Consider the following 23,781-nt stretch of genomic DNA (forward strand, 5'->3'; position numbering starts at 1 on the left):
GGTCATACAAATTTTATAGCAAGCGCCGAAAACATATGATAGGTGAGCATCAGGCTAGGCGCCGTCGAGGCTTTTCCAATGCGGGGAGGGACATGTTCAGCGAGATTTCAGGGGAGCTGCCGGATGTCCTCGGCGATTTCACGCCGGGATCTACCTACTCCGATCGCGAGAGCTGGAACGCGGTGCCGCAGGCGGTGCGGGATGTGGTCGTGCGCGATGCCGAAGCCACATTTGCGCGCGCCTGGCCTCTCATCACGGCCTCCGATTACCGGGAGTACACGCAGACCGGCAACCGCTCGCACTTCGAGGCGCTTTATTTCACGCGCCGGCGGATGCTCAACGATCTGGTGCTGGGCGAACTCGTGGAAGCGGGTGGGCGGTTCCTGCCGAAGATCGTTGACGGCATCTTCCTGATTGCCGAGGAGAGCGGCTGGCAGCTTCCTGCGCATAATGCCTATGGGCGCGGCGGTCCGCGTCTGCCGCTTCCCGACACTTGGCAGCCGGTCATCGATCTCTTCGCCGCCGAAACGGCGGCCCTTCTGGCGACGATCGTCGCCCTGCTCGGCGATGCGCTCGACGGCATCAGCCCGGAGGTTGCGGCGCGTGTGAAACGCGAGATCGAGACCCGCATCCTGATGCCCTATCTCGGCTGGCATTTCTGGTGGATGGGCAGCGGCGACGAGCGAATGAACAACTGGACGGCCTGGATAACCCAGAACGTTCTTTTAACCACCTTCTCGCTGAAGACCGATCAGCCGACACGCCGCGCCGTCGTCGAAAAAGCGCTCGGCAGTCTCGATGCTTTCCTCAAGGATTATGCAGAAGACGGGGCCTGCGAGGAGGGCGTGGTCTATTATCGCCATGCCGCACTCTGCCTGAACGGCGCGCTGACCGTGCTCGATCGCGTGGCGCCCGGCCTGTTCGACGGGATCTGGCGGCAGCCGAAGATCCGCAACATGGCCGAATATATCGCCAACATGCATGTCGCCGGCCGCCATTATTTCAACTTCGCGGATTCCTCCGCGGTGGTCGAGCCTTGCAGCGCACGGGAATACCTGTTCGGCAAGTCTGTTGGTTCCGAGATGCTTTCGACGTTCGCCGCAGCCGACCGGGCGGCCGCCGAGAGCCCGCACCTGCCCGGCGAATGGAACCTCTGGTATCGCGTGCAGGAGCTGCTGGTCGGTCATACGATCCCCGCCGCCGAACTGCAGCCGGCAGGCCGGGATATCTTTTATCCCGGCATCGGCCTGTTCATCGCCCGCGACGGGCAATTTTCCCTAGCGGTCAAGGCCGGCAACAACGGCGAGGGCCACAATCACAACGATGTCGGCAGCGTCACGCTCTACAAGAACGGCCGTCCCTTCCTGATCGACGTCGGCGTCGAGACCTATACCGCAAAGACCTTTTCGCCGCGGCGCTACGAGATATGGACGATGCAATCGGCCTATCACAACCTGCCGACCTTCGGCGGCGTCATGCAGTCCGCCGGCGAAGCCTTCGGGGCCCGCGATGTCGAGGTCGAATTTGGCGACGGCGAAGCGCGTATATCTCTCGATATATCCGGCGCCTATCCACCGGAAGCGGATGTGCGCAGCTATCGGCGCGCGGTCTCCCTGCAACGGGGTCGCCATGTCGAAATCGTCGATACCTATGACGGGGACAAACCGGCGGTCCTGTTGCTCATGGCCTGCGTGGCGCCGACCGTCGCCCCCGGCCGGATCGATCTCGCCGATCTCGGCAGCATTGCCGTCGACGGCGCCGGGTCGATCGAAATCGACGAGATCGCGGTTGATGACAGCAGGCTGATGGCGGCCTGGCCCGAGAAGCTCTACCGGCTGCGCCTGCCGTTTGCCGGCAAGCTTCTGAGATTGCGGATCGTCTAGCCTTGAGGAGGGCGAGCATGGAATTGACGCTGAAGATCATGGATGCCGATGGTTTCGTGCTGGCAAGCGCCACGGGGCAGGACGAAACGTTTCTGGTCTATCGGCAGAGCTATCGCGAGGGCGACTGCGTCGTCGTGGAGGCTTCCGAACCCGGGCATATCTTCCTGGCATTGGACAGCGCTTCCCAACCCGGCCCGGTCTATATGAAGGAATGCGATTATTGCCTCGCCGTGCCGTTCGGCGACAAGCGTAAACCCTATTCGCCGAACGCCTTCAGCGGCGATATGCATCGGCTTTCAGTCCGAAGCGCGCGGCCCGACGAGATTGCCCAGCGGCGCAATCTCGCCCTGAACCCCTGGGACGATCACGCCAATCGAACGCTGTTTCCGCATGCGCGCGCCAATGTCGAAACCCGGGGCGAAGCGGTCTTTGCCGCGCGCAACGCCATCGACGGCGAAAAGGCCAACGACGATCACGGCTTCTGGCCCTATACGAGCTGGGGCATCAATCGAGATCCTGAAGCCGCCCTGACGGTGGAGTTCGGCCGGCCCGTCCGGATCGATGAGATCGTCTTCTACCTCCGGGCGGACTTCCCGCATGATTCCTGGTGGGAGAAAGCCAGCGTCACCTTCTCGAACGGCAGGACTTCCTCCTTTCCGCTGGCGAAATCGGGTGCGGCGCAAGGCTTTTCCATAGAGCCCTGCGTCGTCGAATGGGTGGAGCTGCACGGCCTGATCAAGGCGGAGGACGGCTCGCCCTTTCCGGCGCTGACGCAGATCGAAATCTGGGGAACGGAGGTGCCGATGGCCGGAGACCGGAACGCCGCAGCCGTTGCCGTCGAAGACGAGGCTGAGCACGCCTAGAACCAACAGTGTCGCGCTTCCGCCAGACCGTCTGCCCGTGCTAAGGGGGATGGATGAGACTGCTTGTGGTGGAGGACAACAAGGATCTGGCGGCCTGGCTGGGCAAAGCCCTGCGACAGGCGCAATATGCTATCGATATCGCCCATGACGGCGAGGATGCCGAGCATATGCTCAAGGTGGCCGAGTATTCGGCGATGATCCTTGACCTTGCGCTGCCCAAGCTTGACGGCTTGACGCTTTTGAAGCGGCTGAGGCAATCCGGAAACAAGCTTCCGGTGATCATCCTGACCGCGAATGCAAGCCTGGACGGCCGTGTGGCGGGGCTCGACAGCGGTGCCGACGACTATCTCGCCAAGCCCTTCGAAATTGCCGAGCTCGAAGCGAGAATCCGCGCGGTGGTGCGCCGCGGTCAGGATCGCGCCTCGTCCGAGATCACCGTCGGCAACCTGCGCTTTTCCGGCGGGACGCGGCAGTTTTTCGTCGCGGACGAGCTGCTGCAGCTGACGCCACGGGAATACGCCGTTCTCGAACAGCTCGTCATGAAGGTGGGCAACACGGTGTCGAAAGCCGCCCTTTCCGAAAGCGTGTTCGGTTTCGACGACGAGGCGGATCCGAGTGCCATCGAAATCTACGTCCACCGGCTCAGAAAAAAGCTCGAAAGCAGCTCGGTTCAAATCGCGACGCTGCGCGGGCTCGGTTATCTCCTCAGACATGTCGAATAGCGTCGTCACAAAGGCCGGCGCGACGATCGCGCGGCTCAGCCGGAGCCTGAGGGTACAGTTGCTTTGCTGGGTGCTGCTGACCCTGCTCGGCGCGATCGGCTTCAATCTTTACGACAGCTTCTGGACGGCGGATGCGACGGCGAAGCTGGTGACGGATCGAACGCTTCTGGCCTCGGCCCGCGTCATTGCCGAGGCCGTCCGCGTCGATGAGGGCGGCAATGTTCAGGTGGACGTGCCGCCGGCTGCGCTCGAGATGTTCGATACCGGCTTCGGTGACCGGGTCTCCTATCAGGTGATCACCGCCTGGGGCAGTCTGGTCAGCGGCTTTCCCGACTTGCCGTTGCCGACTGTCCAGCGGGCAGGTGAAGATCGCTCATTCCATGGCGCCGATGTGCGCGTCCTGATGCTCGACCATCCCGTCGTCGGCCTTCCTGATGACGGCACCATCTCGGTGACCGTCGCCGTGACCCATCACAGCCAGTACGCGATGCGAAGGCAGCTGTGGCTTTCGGACTTTTCGAAGCAGTTCGTGCTCGTCTTCGTCGCAAGCCTGGTGACCATCCTCGGGCTCCAACGCGGTCTGGCGCCGGCTCTCAGACTGCGGGACGCCGTGCGCCAGCGCGGCCGCAACCGTCTCGATCCCTTAACGCCCGAGATGGTGCAGAGCGAATTGCAGCCGCTCGTTCATGCGCTCAACGACTATATGGAGCGTGTCCAGAATCAGATGGCTGCGCAGCGACGCTTCGTATCGAATGCCGCCCATCAATTGAGAACGCCTCTGGCGCTGATTTCGACGCAGGCAAGCGTGGCGGCCCGCGAAGGCGATGCGGTCCGCCGCGACGAGGCGCTTCTTGCCCTTCGCACCAGCACGCGGCAGATTTCGCGCCTGGCCAGCCAGCTTCTGACCTTGTCACGAGCCGAGCCCGGAAGCCGGCGCCCGCGCAGCGACGCGGCCGATCTTAGCAAAGCAGCCCGCGAGATACTGGAAGCGCATGCCGAAGAGGCGCTGAGGCGCAATATCGACGTCGGTCTGGAAGCGGACGGCCCCGTCATCGTCGAAGGCGACGGGACGATGCTGCGGGAGATGTTGGTCAACCTCATTGACAACGCGATCCGCTATGTCAGCCCGAATGGACGGGTGACCGTTGCGGTGGGGCAGGCGGATGGCAACGCCGTCGTTACCGTCGAGGACAACGGGCCGGGAATTCCGAGCGGTGAGCGCGAACAGGTTTTTGAACGGTTTTACCGGATCATGGGGACGGAAGCGGAAGGCAGCGGCCTGGGGCTGGCGATCGTCCGGGAGGTTGTCGAAGGGGCGGGAGGTTCGGTCTCGCTCGACGATGCAGAAGGTGGCGGCCTCGTCGTGACCGTGCGGCTTCCGCTCACGTGAACCTGAAGTGCATCAAAATGCGGAAGGCCGGGCATGGCGCCCGGCCTTCTCTTCGATCTGCCTTGGGAGGAGGTCGATCTGATTACTGTGTGTCGAGGTGCTGCTGCGGCCGCCACTTCGCCAGGCGGTTCTCGACCAGTGTCATGATGAATTCGGCAAACAGCGTGACGACCATGACGAGGAGGATCGCCGCGAACATGCCGGCCGCGTCGAACGTGCCCTTGGCAATCGAGATGAGCTGACCGATGCCGAAGCGGGCGCCGACGAATTCGCCGACGATCGCGCCGATGATCGCAAAGCCGAAGGAGACGTGCAGGCTCGCAAAGATCCAGCTCATCGCCGAAGGAATGACCACCGTGCGGGTCACCTGCCAGTCCGAGGCGCCGAGGATGCGGGCATTGGCGATCATGTTGCGGTCGGCTTCTCGCACGCCCTGGAAGGCGTTGGCGAAGACGACGAAGAAGACCATGATGAAGGCGAGCGCGACCTTGGACGGCAGGCCGAGACCCATGATCATGATAAAGATCGGGGCAAGGACGACGCGAGGGATCGAGTTGATCGCCTTGATGTAGACGGAGAAGATATCCGACAGGAAGCGGTTGCGGCCGAGGCCGATGCCGACGAAGACGCCGGTGATCGAACCTGCGAAGAAGCCGATCAGCGCCTCCTCCATCGTTACCCAGAGATTGTACCAGAGCGACCCTTCGGTGGTGCCCTCGGTCGCCCATTCATAGAGGCGCTGAAGAACGCCGCTCGGGCTCGAGTAGAAGAACGGATCGATCCACTGCATGTTGGAGGAGAGCTCCCACATGCCGATCACGAAGACCAGGATGGCGATCTGCCAGAAACGCACGAGCGTATTGCGCCGGCGTATTGCCTTCAGTGCGGAGGCTTCAATCTCGGCATCTGATGTGCCCGGGCGAAACAGCGCGGCGGAACCGGCCTCGAAAGTGGTATGTGCCATGATATCCTCCTCTCAAGCCGCTTCGCTTGCGCGGCGGTAGCTGGTCTCAACCTCTTCGCGGAGGTCCTCCCAGATCGTCTTGCAATAATCGATGAAGTTCTGCTCGTAGCGGATCTCCGACACGACGCGCGGGCGGGGAAGATCGATGGTGTAGACCGACTTGACCGTCGCAGGGCCGGCTGTGAGCACATAGACCTTGTCGGCAAGTGCGACAGCCTCTTCGAGGTCGTGGGTGACGAACACCACCGAGGCCTTTCGCTCCGCCCACAGCTTCAGGAGCTCCTCATGCATGACCGTGCGGGTCTGCACGTCGAGCGCCGAAAAGGGCTCGTCCATCAGCATTATCTCAGGTTCGTTGATGAAGGTCTGCGCCAGCGAGACGCGCTTGCGCATGCCGCCGGAAAGCTGATGGGGATAGTGGTGCAGAAACTTCGACAGGCCGACGCGGGCCAGCCAGTCGCGGGCCATTTTTTCCGCCTCGGCGCGTGACTTGCCGCGAAACAGCGGCCCGGCCATGACGTTGTCGATCACGTTCTTCCAGGGAAAGAGTGCATCGGTCTGGAACGCGAAGCCGACACGCGGATCGATGCCGGTGATCGGCCCGCCCATCAGGCGGACTTCGCCGGCGCTCGGCCGTGCCAGACCGGTGACCAGGTTGAGCGTCGTCGATTTGCCGCAGCCGGTGGGACCGACGACGGCGACGAACTCGCCGCGGGCGACCGTCATGTTGAAATCGCGCAAGGCGGTCAGGGATTTCCCGGTCGGCGAAACGAAGCGCCGGCTGACATTGATCAGCTCGATCGCCGGGATCTGCTTATTATCCTGTTGCATGGTGATACCTGAGGCGTGCTTTGCGGGCGCGCACGCAATGCCCATGATCGAACGGAGGCCGCTCCCGCTTGGGAGCCGGGAGCGGCGCGACTGACTTACTTGACGTTCTTGACGAATTCCGTCGTGTAGGTCTTGGAGAGGTCGATCTGCTTGCCCTTGACGTTCTTGGAGAACTCCGAGAGCACGGCAAGCACTGTCTTCGGACCGTCTTCCGGCATGACGCCATCGGGCGTGAACATTCCCTTGCCGTCGTTCAAAGCCTTGATGTAACCGTCCTTGTCGCCGACGTAGAAATCCTTCGGCATCTTGTCCGCGATCTCGGCGGCAGAATGCGTATTGATGTAGCGCAGTGTCTTGACGAAGGCGTTGGCAAGCTTCTGCGCCTCGTCCTTGTGTGCGTCGACCCAGGCGGCTTCCATGTAGAGCGAGGCGGCGGGGTAGGTGCCGCCGAGCGCCTGGCGGGTCGACTCGACCGTGCGCATGTCGACGAGCACGCTGGCTTCGCCAGTTTTGACCATGCGCGAGATCGTCGGCTCGGTGGTCATGCCGGCCTGGATCTGATCCTGCTGCATGGCGGCGATGAAGGTGCCGCCGGCGCCGACCGGAACCGTGACGACGTCGCCGGGCTTCAAACCGGCCTTGGAGGCCATGAAGAGGGTCAGGAAGTTGGTGGACGAGCCGAGACCGGTGACGCCGAGGCTCTTGCCCTTGAAATCGGCCGGCGACTTGATGTCGGGATGTTTGCTCGATACCATCTCGACTTCTCCAGGCGCCTGGCTGAACTGGACGATGGATTCGACGAATTTCCCCTTGGCCTGCAGGTCCACGCAGTGGTCGTAGAAGCCGACGACACCCTGGACGGCGCCTGCCAAAAGCTGGTTTTCGGCATCGACGCCGGCAGCTTCGTTCAGAAGTTCGACGTCGAGGCCCTCGTCCTTGAAGTAACCGAGGGATTCGGCAAGCTTGGCGGGCAGATAGATCTGCTTTTCATAACCACCGACCATGATGGTAATCTTGTCGGCTGCGTTGGCGGCGCTCGCACCGAAAGATGCTGCGGCGAAAAGCGCGGAAATGGCGACGGTTTGAAAAAGGTTGCGTGAAGAACGCATGGAAATCTCCTCCTGGTGATTGGCTTGCATCGTCGTCTGGCCACCTTGACCGTGCTCCTCCACGATGCTGCCTCTTACCTATGACGTCGAAGCTTTCAACTAGCTTTCAGCCGCGGACGCTACCCGCGCGTTCAATCTATGCATCACGCCGACGCGCGCTGAGGACGCTGCCGTACAGGCGCCTGCGCAAATCGCCAGGAAAGCCGCTTTTCCGCGCGAATGTGGGAATGGCCTGGCTCGTGGCGGCCGAAAAGCTTGCCGTGGGGGCGGAGCTTGGACTTAGGTCGCAAAACTCCGCAGGTCCTTCAGCAGGTTGCGGTACCTGGTCTGGCTTCCGACCAGGTGCTCGCGCATGGCGTTGCGGGCGGCCTGATCGTCCCTGTCGGAGATCGCCATGACGATCGCTTCGTGCTCCCGGTGGATCAGCTTTCGGTAGGCAGTCTGCTCGGCTGTCCTCGTTTCCGGGACAAGCCGCGATTGCGGGATGATCGCCGCCCCCTGGGATTCCAGGAAATGCCTGAACAGCGGATTGTTCGTTGCCTCGGCGATCGCCACATGAAGCTCGAGATCCGCTTCGCGGACGGATCGATCTTCCTCGATGCACTGGAGGATCTTCCGGTGGCATTCGAAGATTGCCTCCTCCTGCGCCGGCGAGCGGCGAAGCGCGGCAAGTCCCGCTGCCTCGATTTCGACAGGGGTTCGGATTTCGAGCACTTCCAGATCGGAGGCGACACGGGCCTTGTCGACCTTTCGACCTGACAGCGCCGGGTCGGCGCCGATCACGAAAATGCCTGCGCCCTGGCGCACCTCGACCAGTCCGTCGGAACGAAGCGCGGCCACGGCTTCGCGCACCACGGTACGGCTGACGCTGTGCGTCTCGGTCAGTTCATGCTCGCTCGGAAGCTTGTCGCCGGCGGAATATTGACCGCTCAAGATGGCTTGCCGGAGGCTTTCGCCGACCTGCGCGACCAGCGACCCGGAGCCCCTGCTGCGATCCTTCACCTGCATAGCCACGCTTCGCCCCCGCATCGGCTTCGACCCGCATGCGGCCATCCAGCGGCACGCAAAATCTCGATTCATCACACATGTATGACAAATTCTTCGATCTTTCAATGATGAACGGCACCGTCGCTACCTGTTTTGCTGGGAGTGTCGCCGGGCGCAGAGCGTATTGTGGGCCTTGGTGCGGCATCCTCCGACGCTCGTCATGCTGAGGAGCGCAGCCCGAAGGGCGAAGCCTCGAAGCATGACGCAACGCTGCTTCTTATGTATCAGCGCTTGGGGACCCGCCTCGCCCTTTGCATGGTCAACAGAGATCGAGGGAGGGGACTCAGAGTCGCCTAGTCGACTCGCCGCGCACGAATTTCGGCGTCAGGATGAAATCCTGCGGCGGCTCGGCGGCGGCCTCGGGGCTTGCGATTCTTGCCAGCAGGCGCTGTGCCGCGAGTTCCCCGAGCTTCTGCGCATCCTGTACGACCATGGTGATGCGGGGCGTGATGACGTTGCTCCAGGGCACGTCGTCAACCATCGCCAGCGACACGTCGTCGGGGCAGCGGAAGCCCATTTCCTGCATCACCTGCAGCGCCGCCAAGCCCATCATGTTGTTGGCGCCGATGATGGCGGTCGGCCGGTCGCGGCGGGTGAGCAGCCGCATCGCCTGCGCATGGCCGCCGGTCCTAGTGTAGCCGCCTTCGACGACCAGCGACGGGTCGATCTCAGCGCCGGCGCCGGCCATCGTATCCATGAAACCTTTCAGGCGTTCGTCGGCGGTGTGCAGGCCGCTTGGGCCGGAGATGAAGCCGATGCGCCTGTGCCCAAGCTGCAGCAGATGCTCCGTCAGGATGGTCGTCGTCAGCGGATTGTCGGAGCCGACGAAATCGCGTTCCGCGTCCTCCACCTTCTGGTCGAACATCACGATCGGGGTCTTGAAGTCGCGCAGGAAGGTTGCGTATTCGTCGCCGCGTCCGTTTGCCGCCAAGGCAATCCCGGCGATCTTCTGTGCCTCCAACCGCTCCAGCAGCGCCCGTTCGAGATCGGCCCGGCCCGAGGAGTCGGCGATCAGGACGAAATAACCGTGATCAAGCGCCTGATGTTCGATCTCGCGGCGGATGTCGCCGAAAAACATGTTGCCGAGATTGGCAGACACGAAACCGATCAGTGAGCTGCGCCCGCGCGCCAACGTCTGAGCGACGGGGTCGATGCGGTAACCGGTCGATTTTATCGCCTGCTGGATGCGGTCGAGCGTCTCGACGCCGACCCGCTTCGGGCTGTTGAGCGCGAGCGAGACGGTCGAGATCGAAACTCCCGCAAGGCGCGCTACATCTCGTATGGTGGTCATAATTTCGAACCGGTTCTATTAACCGATAGTGCCAGATTCCATTAGCTGGTGCAACAGGTTGCCGGATAATGCGCCAATCTGTGGATATCCAGCCGAATTTTAGCTGGTTGATTTCAGCTTGACAGGTGAGGAACCGGGGTGAATGATCAACCTACCGAACCGGTTCGATGATGTGGTGAGCCGGAAACAGGGAGGAGAAACCTGTGACGATTGCAGCACGTCAGCTGGAAAATCCGGCATCGGGAGAGGCGGGCAGGCACGCCTGGTTCAGCCATGATCGCCTGGGTATGTTCATCCATTGGGGTCTCTATGCTCTCGGAGCCCGGCACGAATGGTTGAAGAACCGCGAAGAGCTGACCGACGAGCATTACCAGCGCTATTTCGACAATTTCGATCCCGATCTCTACGATCCCAAAGAGTGGGCCCGCCGGGCGCGTCTCGCCGGCATGAAATATGTCGTGGTGACGACCAAGCATCACGAGGGTTTCTGCCTCTGGGACAGCAAGGTGACCGATTACAAGGCGCCGAACACGCCCTGCGGCAGGGATCTGCTGACGCCGCTGGTCGAGGCGTTTCGCGCCGAGGGGCTGAAGATCGGCTTTTATTATTCGCTGCTCGACTGGCACCATCCGGACTTTCCGATCGACGTCCACCATCCCTTGCGCAACCATGCCGACGCCAAAGCGCTGAATGTCGGCCGCAACATCGCCAATTACGCCGCCTATATGCGCGAACAGGTACGCGAGCTCCTGACCGGCTTCGGCCGGATCGACATCATCTGGTTCGATTTCAGCTATCCCGGCCGCGAATATCACGGCCTGCCCGGCAAGGGGCGCGCCGACTGGGAAAGCGAGCGGCTGATCGAGCTGGTGCGCGAGCTGCAGCCCGAAATCATCGTCAACAACCGCCTCGATCTGCCGCCGGGCAAGCTGCCCGACGTGACGACGCCGGAGCAATATACGCCGCGTGTGGCGCCTGCCATCGCCAGCCAGGGGGTGCTTTGGGAAGCCTGCCACACCTTCAGCGGCTCCTGGGGTTATCATCGCGACGAGGATAGCTGGAAGAGCCCGGAACAGATCATTCAACTGCTGATCGATTCCGTTGCGCTCGGCGGTAACCTTTTGATGAATGTCGGCCCGACCGGCCGCGGTACCTTCGACGCCCGTGCCATCGATGCGCTTGAGGTCTACCAGAACTGGATGGCCGTCAACGGCCGCTCCATCTATGGGGCCGGCCCGTCCGGTTTACCGGTGCCGGCCGGGTGCCGCTACACCCAGCGCGGCAACCGTCTCTACCTGCATGTCTATAACTGGCCTTACCGCCACATCCATATCGAGGGCCTCGCCGACAGGATCGCCTATGCGCAATTCCTGCACGACGCCAGCGAAGTGCGCTGGCTCAGCCAGACGAAGGAAGTGGATTCCAATATCGGCGTGATGGTGCCGCAAGGCATGATCACGCTCGAACTGCCGGTCCGGCGACCTGACGTTACCGTCCCGGTGATCGAGATCGTCCTCAAGGCGTGAACTCGGTCGCACTCGCGTGTTCATTGCGTCATGGAGGGAGGAGAAACCCATGAAGGTTCTGAAGAAAGCGCTTTTGCTCGCCACAATCGGCGGCAGTCTTTTTGCCACAGCCGCATCGGCCGAACAGGTCAATCTGACCTGGCAGATGTGGACCGGTTCCGATGCCGACACCAAGGGCTGGCAGCACCTGGCCGACATGGTCACCGCCAAGTACCCCGATATCAAGGTGACGCTGACGACGACCGGCTGGGTCGACTACTGGACGAGGCTGCCGGTGCTGGCGGCGTCGGGACAGCTTGCCGACATCGTTTCCATGCAGTCGCTGCGCATGCCGAATTTCTATTCGCTGCTCGAGCCCCTGAATGACCGGATCGCCGCCGACAAACTCGATGTTGGCGCTTTCACCCCCTCGATCATCGGCGGCATGTCCGTTGACAAGCAGCTTTACGGCCTGCCTTACGACGTCGGTCCGTGGGTCATCTATTATAACCAGGACGCGCTCGAAGCCGCCGGCGTTCCGCTGCCGAAGCCGGGCTGGACGCTTGCCGAATTCACCGATGCTGCCAAGAAGCTGACCAAGGACGGCAAATACGGCTTCGGCATCACCCCGCAGAACTATTCGGTCCTGGCGGCTGCCTGGGGCGATAAATATGTCAATGATGCAGGAGAGCTCGACCTCACCAATCCGAGCGCCATAGCTGCGGCCGAGAGGGTGATCGGCTTTGCCGCCAAGGATAAGGTAGCGCCGCTGGTGCCGTCGAGCGCCGATGCCGGCACGGTCATCCAAGGCCGGTTCTATTCGGGCAATGTCGCCATGTATGTCGACGGTCCATGGTCGATCATTGGCATGAAGGACAAGGTCAAGTTCAAGATTGGTTCCACTTCCCTGCCGCGCGGAGACAGTGAGCTTACCGCGGTCACGGCGGGCTCGGGTTTCGGCATCGCCACGACGAGCAAGAACAAGGATGCGGCCTGGAAGGCGATCCAGGTGCTGACCAGCCCCGAGGCATTGCAGTATCTCGCCGAACAGGGCCGTGCGCTGCCGGCGCGCACGGCGTCGCAATCCTCCTGGTACAAGGTCGCGGCCAAGGACATCACCAATGGCGGCGAGGCCATCGACTATTCTCTGGCGCATTCCGTGCCCTACGTGATCACCAACAACTGGGCGGCGGTCGAAAACCTGTTCAACCAGTATTTCCCGCCGGCCTTCGGCGGCAGCGCCGACGCCAAGCAGACGATGGAGTCGATCCAGAGCCTCGCGCAACAATAGAGCATGTCGCGCACGCGGTTCTTGCGATGATGACATGCGTGAAAACAAGAGGTTAAAGCGCGGCGGCAGGATTGCCGCGCACGGAGGAAGACATGTCGCAAAGCGCCGTTGCCGAAATTCCCCTGCAGCCCGGTCGGCCGCGGCGCTTTCTGAAACCTGAGACGCAGACGGCCATGCTGTTCCTGCTGCCGAGTTTTCTCGGCTTCATGATCTTCATGGCGCTGCCGATCCTGGCGTCGTTGGCGCTCTCCTTCACCAACTGGCAGCTGATCTCGACGCCGTCCTTCGTCGGTCTTCAGAATTATATCAAGCTCCTCACCGTCGATCCGGCCTTCTACACCATCCTCAGAAACACGCTGTTCTTCGCCGTCGAGTATCTGGCGGTGAATATCATCGTCTCGCTGATACTGGCGGTTTGGATATCCAGCCTGAAGCGCGGCAAGGCGATCTTCCGGGTGATCTTCTTCCTGCCGACCTTCACCCCGACGATTGCCGCTTCGGTGGTGTGGCTGCTGATCTTCACGCCGGACGGACTGGCCGACACGGTCATCCGTTCGCTCGGCCTCGGCCTGCCGAATTTCCTGCTGAACCCGACCTGGGCGATGCAGGCGGTGGTGATCGTCACGCTCTGGGCGAATGTCGGCTACAACGTCGTGATGTTCAACGCCGCGCTCGATCTCGTGCCGAAACACTATCTCGAGGCGGCGACGATCGACGGCGCCAATGCCTGGCAGCGCTTCTGGCGCATCCGTCTGCCGCTGATCTCGCCGACCGTCTTCTTCGCCACCGTGATGACGGCGATCACCTCGCTGCAGGTCTTCGACGAAATCTTTGCGATGACGCGCGGCGGCCCGGGCTCGGCGACGGCAACGCTCGGCTTTGCCATCTACCAGAAGGGCTTCACCAACTTCCAGATGGGCTATGCCTCCGCTCTCGCCTGGGTGATGTTCGTCATGATCATGGCGCTCACCATCCTGCAGTTCCACATGCAGCGCAAATGGGTGCATTATGACGACTGACCGGACCTCACGGCATCCGCATTCCGTTTCCGCAGGTCGGCAGCGTCTCCTGCGGCGCATCGGCGCCTTCTTCAGTTATGCCGGCCTTTCGCTGGTCGCGCTGCTTTTCCTCTTCCCGTTCTTCTGGATGGTGTCGAACGCGGTGCGCTCGAATGCCGAGGTGATGGCCGTGCCGGTTCGCATCTTTCCCGAAGAATATCATTGGAGCACCTTCGTCGAAGCCCTGGTGGCCCTGCCGTTCGGAACCTTCCTGCTGAATTCCCTCGTGGTCGCCTGCGGCGTCACGGCAATCGTGATTGCGGTATCCTGCCTTTCCGCCTACGCCTTCGCGCGGCTGCGGTTTCCCGGCCGCGAAGGGCTGCTGCTCACCTATCTCAGCACGCTGATGATCCCGCAGGTGATGCTGGTGATCCCGCTTTTCCTCCTGGTCAGCAAGCTCGGCTGGATCAATACCTATCACGGCATGATTCTGCCGGTCGCCTTCTCTTCCTTCGGCACCTTCCTGCTGCGGCAGTTCATCCTCGGCATTCCCAAGGATCTCGACGAGGCGGCGATGATGGACGGCGCTTCGCGCCTGCGCATCCTGGTCACGGTCATCGTGCCGCTCGCCATGCCGGCGATCGGGCTTTTGTCGCTCTTCACCTTCATCGCCCAGTGGAAGAGTTTCCTGTGGCCGCTGATTGCCACCAGCGGCGTGGAAAAAGCCACGCTGCCGCTCGGGCTCACTCTGTTCCAGACCCAGCAGGGCACGGCGTGGAACTACATCATGGCGGGCGCGACGATCTCGATGCTGCCGGGTGTTGTCCTCGCCATCGTGCTGCAGCGGGTGATTTATAGAGGCATCACCGTCAGCTCCGGCTTCGGCGGAAGATAGTTTACATAAAAACAGAGATTTATGTGCATCGCGCGAAGTTCGAGGCGAAGCCGGTCAAGGTCGGCTGCTCGCCGCCGAAGGCGCTTCCGCACCGCAAAATCATATCCCCGATCTTAACTTTCGGTTCCTCACGAAAAGTAAAATTTAACCAAAATTTGAAATAACGCGTTCATATCCGAATTGCAGGGGAATTCATGAAAACGGCCACGCTTGCATCCATCGCCTTGGCGATATCGGTCTCTGTTGCCAATGCACAGACGATCGGGGTTTCGATGACCAATCTCGACAAATTCCGGGAGATGCTTCTGAACGGCGTCCTCTCGCACGGGAAGACGATATCAGGCCTCAAGCTCGTCACCCAGAATGCCAACGGCGACAACGAGCTTCAGAAGAAGCAGGTTCAGCAGTTCGTTGCCGACAAGGTCGATGCCATTATCATGATGCTGTCTGATGGCGATTTCGGGCCGCAAATGACCAAGATCGCAGCGGATGCCGGCATTCCGCTGATCTACATCAACACGACGCCCTCCAATCTTTCGGACTTGCCGGACAATCAGGTCGTTGTCGCCTCCGATGAGAAAGACTCCGGTACGCTGGAGACGAAGCAAGTGTGCTCTCTCCTCAAGGGCAAGGGCCGTGTCGTCGTGCTGATGGGGGAGGTCTTCCATGTGGCCGCCCGTACCCGCACCCAGGACATATCAGATGTCATCGCGACGCCGGAATGCAAAGGCCTTGAGATCGTCGAGCAGCAAGCGGCCTATTGGTCGCGCGATTATGCCGATCAGCAGATGCAGGAATGGTTGGGAGCCGGCGTCAAGTTCGATGCTGTGATCGCCAACAATGACGAGATGGCGCTCGGTGCGATCCGCGCCATGAAGAAGGCCAATATCCCGATGAAGGACGTTGTCGTCGCCGGCGTCGATGCCACCGACGACGCGCTTGCCGCCATGGTGGCCGGGGATCTCGACGTGACCATTCTCCAGAGTGCGGTCGGGCAGGGGGCGGCGGCCGTCGATGCTGCCGTGAAGCTCGTCAATAAGGAGAAGGTGCCGCGCGAAAACAACGTCCCCTTCGAACTCGTCACACCCGAAAACATTGCCCAATACCTGCCGAAGAGCCAGTGAGCATAAGAGGCCTATAATGTTGCATTTCTGGAATAAATTCGGCATTCGCGCGCAGATCACTTCGGGCTTCGTGCCATTGATCCTGCTGATGAGCCTGCTCACCGTCAGCGCAATTTCCGGCATGAACGGTCTTGCCGCCATCTTTGCGTCCTACCGCGTCACGGCCGGCCAGAGCCTCGCCATCTCCGACTACAGCGACCAGTTGCACGAGATCCAGATGTCGGCGGAAGCCTTCCGCTCGACACCGACCCAGGCTGTCGTCGACAGCTTCCGCGCCGGCGTGAAGGCCTTCGAGGCCGACGATCCGCGTTTTGCCGGCAACAAAGACCTGCAGTCCGGCCTTGCTGTGATCCGCCAGGATATCGCCGCCTACGGCAAGGCCTTTGAACAAATCGTTTCGCTGCAGGCCCGACGTGACGTGTTGATTTCCAAGGTTACCGAATTCGGCCCCTGGACGAGCATCGCGCTCAACGACGTCGTGCGCAGCGCCTGGCGCCAGAACGACGTTGCCCTGCTGCAGATGACGGCAGCGACGCTGGAGGCCCTGAACCGCAGCCTCTATTTCTCCGAACGTTTCGTGCATTCCAACGATTTCGCGGCCTACGACACGGCGCAGGCGGCTCTTATCGAAGCCGTCGCGCTCAATGATGCCGCTGCCAAGGCTGCAAAGAACGAACTGCAGAAGAAGCGCCTGATGGGCGCCGGCCAGCTCATGCAGAACTACACCGCCCGTCTCGGCGACATGAAGGAGGTGCTTCAGGCCTCCGGCAATATCCGCCAGACGCAGCTCGGCGTGCTCGCGCCGAAAATATCGGGCGAATTCACGGATTTGCAGGCGACCGTGACAGGTGCCCAGAAGGCCCTGGATGGTTCTGTGGAGACGACGGTTGCCTCCGCGACCAGCACGACGCTCGTCATCAGCGGGCTGCTGATCGTCATCGGCCTCGTGCTTTCCTATTTCGTCGGCCGGCTGATTTCCTCGGCGGTGCGCAAGATGGCCCAGTCCATGGAGCAGCTTGCCCGCGGTGAGGAGAAGATCGCGATAACGGGCGTCGAGCACCGCCATGAACTGGGGGCCATGGCGCGTTCGCTGAAGGTTTTCCAGGAGACCGGCCGCGCCAAGCTGATCGCCGAAGCCAATGCCGAACGGGCGCGCCTCGCCGCCGAAGAAGAGCGGCTGCGCCAGGAGGCCGAGCGGCTTTCCGATGCGCAGGTGATGGAACATGCCTTCCGCCAGATTTCCGTGGGCCTCGACGCGCTCTCCAAGGGCGATCTCACCGTCCGCGTCGGCGAAGTCGACCATCGCTATGTCAGGATCCGCGATCATTTCAACAACTCGGTCGCAAGCCTCGAGGAAGCGGTCGACTCCGTCATTCGCGCGGTCGCCACCATCCGCTCCGGCCTGTCGGAAATCTCCACCGCCTCCAATGATCTCGCCCGCCGCACCGAGCAGCAGGCAGCCTCCCTGGAAGAAACAGTCGCAGCCCTCGGCGACGTCACCCGCGGCGTCAACGGCACGGCGGAGGGCGCAGGCCGCGCCCAGGCTGTCGTGGCGACGGCCCGCACCAATGCCGAAAAGGGCGGTGAAATCGTCGCCCGCGCCATCGACGCGATGACGGAAATTCAAAATTCGTCGTCCAAGATCGGCAACATCATCAGCGTCATCGACGAGATCGCCTTCCAGACCAACCTGTTGGCGCTGAATGCCGGCGTCGAAGCGGCGCGTGCCGGTGAGGCGGGCAAGGGCTTTGCCGTCGTCGCCCAGGAAGTCCGCGAGCTCGCACAGCGCTCCGCCAATGCGGCTCGGGAGATCAAGCAATTGATTTCCACCTCCTCGGCGCAGGTCAAGACCGGCGTCCAGCTGGTCGGCGAATCCGGCCTCTCGCTCGAACAGATCGTCGAGCAGGTTACCGCCATGAATGCGACCGTCGCCGAGATCGCCGTTGCCGCCCGCGAACAGGCGACGAGCCTGCGCGAGGTCTCGGCCGCCGGCGACCAGATGGACAAGGTGACCCAGCAGAACGCCGCAATGGTCGAGGAAACCACGGCGGCCGCCCAGAGCCTGACGCAGGAAACCGAAAGCCTTGCCGATCTGTTGCGGCGGTTTAAGACGGGCAGCCGCCAGGCATCGAACCACCGCCATTATGCAATGGCATCGTGACGTTCTGCTGATGCAGCGAAGAAAACACCGCCGCTCCGAAAGGGCGGCGGTGAACGCGTGTCAGTGGCTTCCGGATGCGGGGCCGTGCGGCACACCGGCGATGCTTCGCCGCACATGACGAACCGCCGTCCAGACGGCGAAGAGCACAAGCGGGATGGCGCCGAGAACGGCGAGTTTTGCCACGTGCGGATCGACGCCCAGTGCGGAAATGCTTTCCAGGCAGATCTTTGCCAAGCCGACGGTATAGTAGGTAATGGCGATGACCGAAAACCCTTCGACCGCCTGCTGGATATGCACCTGGATGCGCGCCCGCTCCTCCATCGAGGTCAGCAGCGAGGCGTTCTGATCTTCAAGCTGAACCTGCACGGTGGTTCGGAGCAGGTCTCCGGCCAAGCTGACGCGTTCGGCCAGTTCGTCGAGGCGCCGCTCTGCTGCATAGACCGATCGCACAGCCGGTTGGAAGCGTCGGTCGATGAACGTCCCCAGTCGTTGCCTTCCCTCGACCCGCTCTTCGCGAAGCTCGGACAGCCGACTGGCGACGATATCGGCATAGGCTTTCGTCGCACCGAAACGGTGGCGAGCGAGCGCCGAGAAGTTGAGCACATCGGACGAGAGCCTGGTCACCTCGGACAGCAGCGCCTTGTCCACCTTGACGGCACTCTGCATATGCGTGATCAGCAGATCGAGGCGCTGGTCGAAGGCCGAAAGCTTGGACACCGTCTCGCGCGCCTTCGGCAGCGCCAAAAGCGCCATCATCCGGTAGGTTTCGATCTCCAGGAAACGCCTGACCATGCGGCCGGTGCGATAGGCGTTGAGGTCGCGGTTGAAGAACAGGAATTCGACGAAACCACTGTCGGTCAGACGGAAGTTCGAATGCACTTCCGCACCGCCGCCGCCGACCTGAGAGGCGACATAGTCGAGCTTTGGTTTTTCGAGACGCTGTCCATCCTTCTCGTCACGCACCACCACACGGACGGCCGCCATGACTTTGCCTTCGATCTGACGGTAACAGGCCTGAAAGGCTTCCGGCGGATTGCTGCCGGGTTCGGACGATGCGGGAACGACGAAGGTGAGGGTCAGGAATTCGGTATGCGCCTCCCATTTCAGCCGGCCGTCGCCGACGCGGCCGATGCCGTGGTTGCCCTCGTAGGTCGTGGTGATATCTTCCAGCCCGGGCAGGGAATTCGGAAACGCAGGCGCAGCATTGTCGCCGACGATGGCGACATGCCAGACATCGGTGTCGCCATCGAAATAAAGCGATGGCCGGGCATGCAACTCGTTGTGAAGCTCCCTGCGCAGCGGATGCTCGGAACCCATCGGCATGGAGATGCACCTCTATACGGTAGACAGTCGCTGGGTCGCCGGCGGAACGACCGGGTGCCGGCGCTTGATAATTTGATATGGCGCCTGGGACTGGCTCAGGCTGACAACGCCTATAGCCTCTCCAGAGGCTCGTGTCACGACGCCTTCGCATCAGTCGTCCAGCCGCGTGTTCAGAATGAGCGCTAGGCGAGGAAGGTCCCGAGCAGATGCACACTGCCGCCGGCCGACATCGCGACGACGAAGCCGGTCTCGGCTTCTCCGAGGAAGGCGAAGATCGGCATAGGGAGAGGTAAAAAACGATCAGCCACGGCCCGTTGCGAGGCCGTGGCTGATGCAGCGCGCAATCTGTGGGAGACAGGCGCGGCCGTTTACTTGTTGGCGGCCAGCGCGACGTTGACCTTGTCGACGTCTGCGCTCATCGCCTTGAAGGTGTCCTCAAGGGAAAGCTCGCCGACGATCAGCTGGCTCATCCGCTGGACGATGAGCTGATAGATGGCAGAGGATCCCTTCAGGCGTTCGAGGTCGCGGGCTGCCTTCGGCGCACTGTTGCGGCTTGCGAGGAAGACGGCCATGGCGTCCTTGGCGTTCTTGCTGTCGAGCTTGTACTGCGGATCCTTGATGTCGGCGCCGGTCAGGATGACGTAGTTTTCGGCGATTTCACGCTGGACCTTTTCAGAGCCGAGGAACTCGATGAAGGAGGCCACGGCCTGCGGGTACTTGGTGCGCTTGAAGCCGACGATTGCGGTACCACCCGGCATCGCATAGCAACCGACATCGCCGCAGGGCGCGCTGATTGCCGTCCAGTCGAAGGCGTCGCCGATCTTCTTCTGGAACGGATTGACCATCCAGTTGCCGGCGAGATAGGTCACGACATTGCCGTTGACGAACTCGTCACCCATGTTCTTGTACTGGGTTCCGCCGGCAGCACCCCACATTTCCTTCGGGAAGGAGCCGTCCTTCGTCCAGTTGTAGAGATCGGTGATGTAGTGCTTGGCGGCATCGTCGGGGAAGGCGAACTTGCCGTCCTTGACGTAGTTCGAGCCGTAGGAGAAGGCAGCACCCGAGAAGCGGTGGCCCGAGCGGTCCATCGTGAAGGGGATCTGAGCGCCGGTCGCCTTGGCAACGCGGGCCGAGGCTTCGACGATGTCCTTCAGCGTGGCGGTCGGCTGCGGAAGCGGCTCTTTCGCCTGTTCGAACAGCGTCTTGTTGACGAAGGGCAGGTTGAAGGTCTGCGACGCGACGTAGCCGTTGATCGAGTTCGGATCGTTGACGCCGGGGAAGCGAAGCGTGTTCAGGCTGTCGCCGTGCAGCTTGGCGAAGCCATCCGGATCCTTCATCAGCGGCCGCATGTCGAGGTAATAGGGTGCCAGCTGCCAGTCGGTGATCTTGGCGACATCAGGGCCTTCGCCGATGGCAAGCTGCACGGGCAGCTGCTTGGCGACGGCATCATAGCCCGACGAGACGAAATTCACCTTGATGTCGGGATGCGCCGTCTCGAATTCCTTGCTCAGCGCTTCCATCCGCTCGACATAAGCCTGGTCGTCGTCGGTGAAGAGAAAGGTGATCGTCTGGGTTTCCGCCATGGCCACGCTGGACCATGCGAAAGAAACGGTGGCAAGCGCCAGTGCGAAAGCCCCTGAAAGATACGTTTTCATTTTCATCCTCCCATGAAAACATTTTCATCAATCGCGGCATCAGCCATCGATAAGTGAATTTCATATACTTGACATTCGTTCCGTCAAGCTATTTTCTGTGCGAATAGCGATGTTTTTGAGCAACTTTCAAAAATCACGCACCCAAATGACCTAATGAAAATTTTTTCATAGTATTGCAGAGGAGGCGATCTGTGAAAACGGAAAGCATCAAGCAGCCGGACGACATGGCGCCAGCCTATAGCGTGGCCGAGGGGCAGACGGTGACGGCATGGGCCGTTTCCGGCCTCATCGAGACCTATTTTCCAGGCGAGCCGGCACCTGCCGAAGATCGAGTGAACTACCGCTTCATCAACGGTTTCGTCGATGTCGGCGACCTGCCTTGCCGCAAGGCCTTCTGGTCCACCATTGTCGGGCGGGCGCTGGCGCCGGACACGTCCTGGCCGGCGGAAAGCCTCTATCTTCCCGGCTCGAACCGCCGCGTCGAGTTTACCAGCTTCTGGCATGTGCCGACGCATATCAGGCGATGGCTGAAGGGCACGTTCAGGACGGAAGCCCCCCGCACGCTCAACTTCGCGCTGAAGACCTGCGGCGGTGTCCGCATCTGGGTCAACGGGCAGGAAGCGGTGCGCTTTGAGCCATTCAAGCGCAACGTCGAGAGCGCAACCGAGATAATGCTGACGCTCGAAGCCGGCGACAACGAGATTCTCATCCACACCGAAGACCTTGCCGAGCGCGACACGACCTGGTTCTTCGAACTCGAAATGCTGGACAAGCAGCCGCTCTGCGTGCTGCTGCCGGTATCCCTGGATCAGGGCGAGGTGCGCGAGCTGGAGGCCCTTTCGCGCGGCGTGCGCCCGGCCCGCGACGTCTTCGTCAATCAGCCGCTGGAGATCATTTTCGACACGGCGCCCGAGCGCGACCTGCCCGTCGAGCTCAAGGTGGTCGGTCATGGCCATGAGCGGCCGGTTCTCGCCTATTCGAAACTGACGCTGCATGCCGGTCAGAGCCGTCTGATCGCCGAGGATGTCTGCGCCATTGCGGACGGTTATCACGGCATCCATATGACGATCGGCTCCGGACCGGGTTCGGTCACCCGCGTTATCGATGCCGCCTTCATGAGCAGCCTTTCGCCAGTACCTGAAGAGACCTCGCTTTCCGCCCGCAAGCGCCACGCGCTGGAATACAGCGCCCGCTTCGGCGCCAACCGCGCCGGGCGCCTTATCGCGATGATGGAAACCGGCCATCTCGACCCGGAAAGCTTCGACCGCATCGTCGATGCGACGCTTGCCTCGATTGATGCGCGGGAGGATTGCTCGGATTTCATCATGGTGCCGCTTCTGTGGCTGCTCGGCGCCTATGGCGACCGGATGCCGGAGGCGACCGTCGAGCGCATCCGCCGTTCGGTTCTTTCCTATCGCTACTGGGTCGACGAGCCGGGCAATGATGCGATGTGGTTCTGGAGCGAGAACCATGTGCTCTGCTTCCATACCAGCCAACTGCTGGCCGGACTCCTTCTGCCCGACGCAGTATTCTCGGCCTCGGGGCGGACGGGACGGCAGCAGGCGGAACTCGCCGTCGAGCGCCTTGGGCGCTGGTTCGACAGCGTCGAGGCCCATGGCCTGGCGGAGTGGAATTCGGCCGCCTATTACCCGATCGATTTCATCGGTCTCTTGGCGCTGGAGCGCTGGGCCGGGAGCGGGATCGCCGATCGCGCCCGCGGCCAGATCGACCTCATCTTCCGCATGATCGCCCTTCATACGCTGGCCGGCGTTCCGGCCGGCTCGCAAGGCCGCGCTTACGACAAGGAGCTGCGCGCCGGCCCGCTGACCGAGCTTGCGCCCTTCGCACAGGTGGCTTTCGGCACCGGCTGGCTCAACAACGGCGTGGCGGCATTGACGATGTTCTGCGCCGGCAGCTATGAGCCGCCCGCCGATCTGACCGAGCTTGCCGCCCTTTCCAGAGGCAGAAGTGTCGAGGCGCGTTACAGCCAGGGGCTCGAGAGCGGAAAGCTGGTGCTGTTCAAAAACGAGGCGGCGCAGCTTTCGACGGTGGTCGATCACAAAACCGGCGGGAAAGGCCACCAACAGCACGTCCTCGATGTCAGGCTGGCCGGCCATCCGATGGCGAGGCTCTGGGTCAATCATGCCGGCGAAGACGATCCCTGGGGCAATCAAAGACCGTCCTATTGGGCCGGCAACGGCATCCTGCCGCGCGTCGCCCAGCATCGCGACGTCGCCCTTCTGATCGAGGACACCGGCGACGCACGGCATGCATGGACGCATGCCTATATCGGCCGCGATGGCCTCGATGATCTCATCGTCGACGGCAAGTGGCTGATCGCGCGGTCGGGCCGAGGATTTTCCGCCCTCTGGGCCTCCAACGGTCTGGAACTGATCACTGATGGGCCGACGGCCGGCCGCGAGGCGCGCTCCTACGGGGCGATCTGCGGCTGGGCTGCTATCGTCGGATGCGGCAATGACGACGCCTTCAAGACCTTCATCGAGCGCCTGTCCCAGACGACGGTTTCCTTCGATCCTGCGCTTCGGCATCTCTCGTTGACGCCGCCGGGCGGCCCCGCGCTCTCGCTTTCCTATGCCGACGGTCTTTCGATCGCCGGCAAGCCCCGGCCGTTCACACATGATCAGCCGCACCCGATTCTCACCCACGACAGTGCCGCGTCCCAAGCCGGTACTGACGGACCGCTCTACTCGTAAAACATAGGTCCCCAG

At 61.9% G+C, this 23,781-nt stretch carries 19 protein-coding genes; 11 read left to right on the forward strand and 8 right to left on the reverse strand.

All coding sequences use genetic code 11. The features are described from left to right. The first annotated feature begins 92 nt into the window (after nt 1-92). The 4 genes from FHX14_RS18180 to FHX14_RS18195 are packed head-to-tail and all read left to right on the forward strand — an operon-like array spanning nt 93 to nt 4,858. Nucleotides 93-1,883, forward strand: a complete 1,791-nt coding sequence (locus FHX14_RS18180; RefSeq protein WP_184377986.1) for a heparinase II/III family protein — start codon at nt 93-95, stop codon at nt 1,881-1,883. A gap of 17 nt (nt 1,884-1,900) precedes the next feature. Next, a complete protein-coding gene (locus FHX14_RS18185; protein WP_184377987.1) occupies nt 1,901-2,746 on the forward strand; it encodes a carbohydrate-binding protein in 846 nt (281 codons plus the stop codon). Nucleotides 2,747-2,799: 53 nt separating this feature from the next. Beyond that, nucleotides 2,800-3,468, forward strand: a complete 669-nt coding sequence (locus tag FHX14_RS18190) for a response regulator (protein ID WP_003591180.1) — start codon at nt 2,800-2,802, stop codon at nt 3,466-3,468. Beyond that, nucleotides 3,458-4,858, forward strand: coding sequence for a sensor histidine kinase (locus FHX14_RS18195; protein ID WP_184377988.1), 1,401 nt, complete (start codon nt 3,458-3,460; stop codon nt 4,856-4,858). Before FHX14_RS18190 ends, FHX14_RS18195 begins: the two co-directional genes overlap by 11 nt. An 82-nt stretch (nt 4,859-4,940) precedes the next feature. Here FHX14_RS18195 and FHX14_RS18200 read toward each other — a convergent pair whose 3' ends face one another. The 5 genes from FHX14_RS18200 to FHX14_RS18220 form a co-directional block, all read right to left on the reverse strand. Then, nucleotides 4,941-5,822 carry an ABC transporter permease gene (locus FHX14_RS18200; protein WP_012556165.1) on the reverse strand — a complete coding sequence of 294 codons (882 nt, stop codon included), beginning with the start codon at nt 5,820-5,822 and terminating at the stop codon, nt 4,941-4,943. 12 nt (nt 5,823-5,834) lie between these two features. Continuing rightward, nucleotides 5,835-6,653, reverse strand: coding sequence for an ABC transporter ATP-binding protein (locus tag FHX14_RS18205; protein ID WP_184377989.1), 819 nt, complete (start codon nt 6,651-6,653; stop codon nt 5,835-5,837). 95 nt (nt 6,654-6,748) lie between these two features. Further along, the gene (locus tag FHX14_RS18210; RefSeq protein WP_184377990.1) at nt 6,749-7,762 is read right to left on the reverse strand and encodes an ABC transporter substrate-binding protein; all 1,014 of its coding nucleotides are present in this window, start codon (nt 7,760-7,762) and stop codon (nt 6,749-6,751) included. A gap of 279 nt (nt 7,763-8,041) precedes the next feature. Further along, a complete protein-coding gene (locus tag FHX14_RS18215; RefSeq protein ID WP_184378158.1) occupies nt 8,042-8,770 on the reverse strand; it encodes a FadR/GntR family transcriptional regulator in 729 nt (242 codons plus the stop codon). Nucleotides 8,771-9,092: 322 nt separating this feature from the next. Beyond that, nucleotides 9,093-10,100: a LacI family DNA-binding transcriptional regulator gene (locus FHX14_RS18220; RefSeq protein WP_184377991.1), complete on the reverse strand. Its 1,008-nt coding sequence runs from the start codon at nt 10,098-10,100 to the stop codon at nt 9,093-9,095. A gap of 203 nt (nt 10,101-10,303) precedes the next feature. Here FHX14_RS18220 and FHX14_RS18225 point away from each other — a divergent pair, with 203 nt between their 5' ends. From FHX14_RS18225 to FHX14_RS18250, 6 genes are all read left to right on the forward strand, one after another. After that, the gene (locus FHX14_RS18225; RefSeq protein ID WP_184377992.1) at nt 10,304-11,626 is read left to right on the forward strand and encodes an alpha-L-fucosidase; all 1,323 of its coding nucleotides are present in this window, start codon (nt 10,304-10,306) and stop codon (nt 11,624-11,626) included. A gap of 49 nt (nt 11,627-11,675) precedes the next feature. Continuing rightward, nucleotides 11,676-12,896 carry a sugar ABC transporter substrate-binding protein gene (locus FHX14_RS18230; RefSeq protein WP_184377993.1) on the forward strand — a complete coding sequence of 407 codons (1,221 nt, stop codon included), beginning with the start codon at nt 11,676-11,678 and terminating at the stop codon, nt 12,894-12,896. 92 nt (nt 12,897-12,988) lie between these two features. Further along, the gene (locus FHX14_RS18235; RefSeq protein WP_184377994.1) at nt 12,989-13,915 is read left to right on the forward strand and encodes a sugar ABC transporter permease; all 927 of its coding nucleotides are present in this window, start codon (nt 12,989-12,991) and stop codon (nt 13,913-13,915) included. Further along, a complete protein-coding gene (locus tag FHX14_RS18240) occupies nt 13,905-14,789 on the forward strand; it encodes a carbohydrate ABC transporter permease (protein ID WP_184377995.1) in 885 nt (294 codons plus the stop codon). The genes FHX14_RS18235 and FHX14_RS18240 overlap by 11 nt, the downstream gene beginning before the upstream one ends. Nucleotides 14,790-14,983: 194 nt before the next feature. Further along, complete coding sequence (locus FHX14_RS18245) at nt 14,984-15,913, forward strand: substrate-binding domain-containing protein (RefSeq protein WP_184377996.1); 930 nt, start codon at nt 14,984-14,986, stop codon at nt 15,911-15,913. A 16-nt stretch (nt 15,914-15,929) separates the two neighbouring features. Then, nucleotides 15,930-18,074, forward strand: coding sequence for a methyl-accepting chemotaxis protein (locus FHX14_RS18250; RefSeq protein ID WP_184377997.1), 2,145 nt, complete (start codon nt 15,930-15,932; stop codon nt 18,072-18,074). Between the two features lie 60 nt (nt 18,075-18,134). Here the strand turns inward: FHX14_RS18250 and FHX14_RS18255 are convergent, their stop codons facing one another. The 3 genes from FHX14_RS18255 to FHX14_RS18260 form a co-directional block, all read right to left on the reverse strand. Then, nucleotides 18,135-19,397, reverse strand: a complete 1,263-nt coding sequence (locus tag FHX14_RS18255) for a DUF3422 domain-containing protein (protein WP_012556175.1) — start codon at nt 19,395-19,397, stop codon at nt 18,135-18,137. Nucleotides 19,398-19,579: 182 nt separating this feature from the next. Further along, the gene (locus tag FHX14_RS33390) at nt 19,580-19,705 is read right to left on the reverse strand and encodes a hypothetical protein (RefSeq protein ID WP_281414172.1); all 126 of its coding nucleotides are present in this window, start codon (nt 19,703-19,705) and stop codon (nt 19,580-19,582) included. Nucleotides 19,706-19,765: 60 nt separating this feature from the next. After that, the gene (locus tag FHX14_RS18260) at nt 19,766-21,052 is read right to left on the reverse strand and encodes an ABC transporter substrate-binding protein (RefSeq protein WP_184377998.1); all 1,287 of its coding nucleotides are present in this window, start codon (nt 21,050-21,052) and stop codon (nt 19,766-19,768) included. Between the two features lie 191 nt (nt 21,053-21,243). On the opposite strand from FHX14_RS18260, the gene FHX14_RS18265 reads away from it, so the two are divergent. Further along, nucleotides 21,244-23,766, forward strand: coding sequence for a hypothetical protein (locus tag FHX14_RS18265; protein ID WP_184377999.1), 2,523 nt, complete (start codon nt 21,244-21,246; stop codon nt 23,764-23,766). Nucleotides 23,767-23,781: the final 15 nt, after the last annotated feature.

This window comes from Rhizobium sp. BK619 (assembly GCF_014195245.1).
Classification (GTDB): Bacteria; Pseudomonadota; Alphaproteobacteria; order Rhizobiales; family Rhizobiaceae; genus Rhizobium; species Rhizobium acidisoli.